The following is a 3,803-nucleotide window of genomic DNA, read 5'->3' on the forward strand; positions in this document are numbered from 1 at the left end:
AGCCGCTTTACCGTCCTGTTGCGCAACAATGATCGTCAGTCCCGTGCTGTCATGAATGGACTGATTACCGTGCTGCACCCCCTTCCCCATATTGCACGCCGGTCGATCACCTTTGATCGAGGCACCGAGTTCACGGAATGGGCTTATCTGCAGGCCGGTATCGGATCGCAAACATGGTTTTGCGACCCACAATCACCCTGGCAAAAAGGCACTGTCGAAAACACCAACAGACGCACCAGACGCTGGCTTCCAAGAGACATCGACCCGCTGGCAATAACTGACCGGGATCTGACATTCATTTGCAGTCGCCTCAACAATACGCCGCGCAAATGTCTGGGTTACAAAACACCGGCAGAGATCTTCCGTCAGAAACTTGTCGCAAACAGACATCGCTATGAATAAACTCATACCGAAAAGTCGGGCTTCAGCCTGAATTCACAATTGATTATATTCTATATTTCAGTTCCGAGGAGTCTGCGTTGTCATGCACTCCCATCGCCGACTATGTCTTCCCACATCGCAGTTTGGTGCCAACTATGAACCGCCGCAACATCGTTGAACGACGTACAATTGCGCGCTAGCGACCGCGCTCCGCTTGAAATTTGTCCTGCCACGATGTATATACTCGTGTATATACAAAGGAGACCAATATGCCACAGCTCCGACACTCCGAACCTACACCAGCCCGCGAAGCAAAACTCTTCCGTAACAATAAGAGCCAGGCTGTACGCATTCCAGCTGACTTCGAACTTCCCGGCGACCGGGTGATGATCCATCGCGATGGAGATCGACTTATCATAGAGCCGGTGCGTCGCCTGAACCTGTTGGAAGTGCTTGCCGGATTGGAACCGCTTGGACCGGAAGATCAGTTCCCTGATATTGACGATACCCTGCTACCGTTAAAAGAAATCGATCTGTGAGCGCGCTCTACATGCTTGACACCAATGTCGTGTCCGAGCTTGCACGAAACCCCAAGGGCGCTGTCGCCAAACGCATCGCCGAGGTTGGACCAGAAGCTGTTTGCGTCAGTATCATCACGGCAGCAGAGTTGCGTTATGGATGCGCCAAAAAGGGGTCGCCAAAGCTGCTGGCGCACATCGAGGCCATTCTTGGAAGTATGCAAGTGCTTGCACTTGATACGCCTGCCGACGCCGAATATGGGCGAATCCGAGCCGAATTGGAAGCCGTTGGTAAGCCCATCGGTCCGAATGACCTCTTCATTGCTGCCCATGCTTATGCGCTCGGGGTGGTGTTAGTCACGGCCAATACCGGAGAATTCTCACGCATCCGTGCTCTGAGGGTCGAAAACTGGCTACGCGACTGAGCCGTGCTGTTGTTCGTTCAAAGAGAATCTGACGCTGAATGGACAGATCACTAAAAAGTGCATTTATGATCGATAGATTGTCCCTTGGTCTGCTCATGCCTCGGATAAAGACTGTTTGGTATCCGCAACGCGTCCATGCGGTATGATCGCTGGCATCGTTTCTTGCGATGAACGACTGATTTTCCGCTGACGCCTGCTATGAATGTAGATGCCGAATCTGAACAACAAATGATGCTTTGACTGCTGATGATGACTGACCCGCTCCACATTCTCAAAACCATTTATGGATACGATGCCTTCCGTGGGCGGCAAGCGGAGATCGTATCGCATGCAATAGCAGGCAATAATGCATTCGTTCTGATGCCGACGGGCGGCGGCAAATCACTATGCTATCAGATTCCCGCTCTTGCGCGACCGGGCATGGGGATCGTGGTTTCACCGCTTCTGGCGTTGATGACCGATCAGGTCTCCGCGCTCCGGCAGGCGGGTGTAAAGGCTGCGGCGCTCAATTCCGACCTTGCTGGTGATGACAGGCTGGCCTTGTGGCGTGATATCCATGCTGGGGTGCTTGATCTGCTCTATGTGGCGCCTGAAACCCTGCTCAGACCGGATACATTGCAACGCCTGAGCGATGTGCCTCTCTCGCTGATCGCTATAGACGAAGCACATTGTCTGTCGCAATGGGGGCATGATTTCAGGCCATCCTATCGGCAGCTCGATGTGTTGATGACGCAGTTTCCCGACACGCCACGCATGGCGTTGACCGCAACCGCCGACGAGCCGACACGTGCGGAAATTCTGTCGCATCTGCAGATTGACAAGCGCGATGCCTTCATCGCCGGTTTCGACCGTCCCAATATTCGCTACACGATCATGGAGAAGGATAATCCCCGTGCGCAATTGAAACGCTTTCTACAGGATCACCAGAACGAAAGCGGCATCGTTTACTGTCTTTCAAAACGGAAGACGGAAGAAACAGCCGAATGGTTGCGCAGCCTGGGCTACGACGCCCTCTCCTATCATGGCGGCATGGAGAAGCATGCGCGCGAGGCTAACCAGGCACGATTCCAACATGACGAGGCAATCATCATGGTGGCGACGATTGCCTTTGGGATGGGCATCGACAAGCCGGATATTCGCTTCGTCGCCCATATCGATCTGCCGGGAAGCATCGAAGCCTATTATCAGGAGACAGGGCGTGCGGGGCGCGACGGACTTCCAGCCGAGGCGATGATGCTCTACGGTTATGACGATATCGTCCTGCGCAGCCGCTTCATCGAAGAATCCGACGCGCCCGATCAGCGCAAGCGGATGGAGCGGCAGAAACTCGACACACTTCTTGGGCTCGCCGAAACCGCGAACTGTCGCAGACAGGTGCTGCTGTCTTATTTCGGGGATCGATGCGAACCATGCGGCAATTGCGATACCTGTGCCGAACCGCCAACCCTCTTCGAGGGGACAATAGCCGCGCAGAAAATATTGTCCTGCATCCACAGAACCGGGGAACGGTTCGGGCAAGCCTATATTGTGGATGTCCTTCTTGGCGTCGAGGATGAGCGCATCAGCCGCTTCGGCCACGACCAGATTTCGACTTTCGGAATCGGCCGCGAGCATGACAATCACACCTGGCGCGCGATCGTACGGCAGTTGGTCGCGCAGCGGCTGATCGATGTCGACCTTGCCGGACACGGCGGTTTGTCGATCTCGGAGACAGGCAGGCAGTTTTTGCGCGTAAAGCAGACGCTCAGGTTGCGTGTCCCGCCCAAATCGAAGCCATCGCGTGGTGCTGTTACGCGTGGAAAATCGGCAACATCCGCCCTTTCGGAGCATGATGAGGCGCTGTTTCATGCGTTGCGCGAGAAGCGGTTAGAGATCGCGCGCGCGCAAAATGTCCCACCTTACGTCATTTTCCACGATCGGACACTGATTGAACTGGCCACAGCCCGGCCAGCCTCACGCGCCCAAATGGCCGACGTGCCCGGTGTGGGCGATACAAAGCTCGAACGCTACGGTCCGGCCTTTTTGGCCGTCGTCAACGCACACGAATAGTAAGATTGACTTCCCGTGTGTTGAAACAAGAAATCTGCCCGCAGCCTTTGGAACGACGACATTACTTCATCGTCGCATCATAGTGCATCCGTGATCCTGCAACGCAGTGCTCCAGCCCGACATATTCCCCCTTACTTTGGCTAAGCCCATCGCTACGGCGGGAGAGACATCTCCGGATTTTATTTTATCTGCTAGGCCGTGCACTCATAAATAGGCTAGCTATTTGAATGGATTGGTTATTGAAAGGCCTCGGATTTGGAGGTCTTTGATGTCACGTCGCCGCTATGAACTCACGGAACGAGAATGGTCGATTATTGCACCGCTGTTGCCGAGCAAACCTCGTGGCGTTCCACGGGTTGATGATCGCATGGTTCTCAACGGAATCCTGTGGCGCTTCCGCACCGGGTCATCATGGTCAGAAATCCCCGAA

Annotated in this window: 5 protein-coding genes; all 5 read left to right on the plus strand. The window is 54.6% G+C overall.

The annotated features are described in order from the left end of the window. Positions 1 to 402, plus strand: a 402-nt coding sequence (locus tag ACTJKP_RS25470; protein WP_440631695.1) for an IS30 family transposase, incomplete at its 5' end; no start/stop codon positions are given. A 248-nt stretch (positions 403 to 650) separates the two neighbouring features. After that, positions 651 to 920, plus strand: coding sequence for an AbrB/MazE/SpoVT family DNA-binding domain-containing protein (locus tag ACTJKP_RS25475; protein WP_182514690.1), 270 nt, complete (start codon positions 651 to 653; stop codon positions 918 to 920). Then, the gene (locus tag ACTJKP_RS25480) at positions 917 to 1,324 is read left to right on the plus strand and encodes a type II toxin-antitoxin system VapC family toxin (RefSeq protein ID WP_078340605.1); all 408 of its coding nucleotides are present in this window, start codon (positions 917 to 919) and stop codon (positions 1,322 to 1,324) included. The genes ACTJKP_RS25475 and ACTJKP_RS25480 overlap by 4 nt, the downstream gene beginning before the upstream one ends. A 246-nt stretch (positions 1,325 to 1,570) precedes the next feature. Further along, entirely contained in the window at positions 1,571 to 3,373 is a 1,803-nt protein-coding gene (recQ, locus tag ACTJKP_RS25485; RefSeq protein ID WP_440632664.1) for a DNA helicase RecQ, read from the plus strand. Positions 3,374 to 3,641: 268 nt separating this feature from the next. Further along, positions 3,642 to 3,803, plus strand: a 162-nt coding sequence (locus tag ACTJKP_RS25490) for a transposase (RefSeq protein ID WP_440632666.1), incomplete at its 3' end; no start/stop codon positions are given.

Source organism: Brucella sp. 22210, assembly GCF_052045675.1.
In the GTDB taxonomy this organism is placed as follows: Bacteria; Pseudomonadota; Alphaproteobacteria; order Rhizobiales; family Rhizobiaceae; genus Brucella.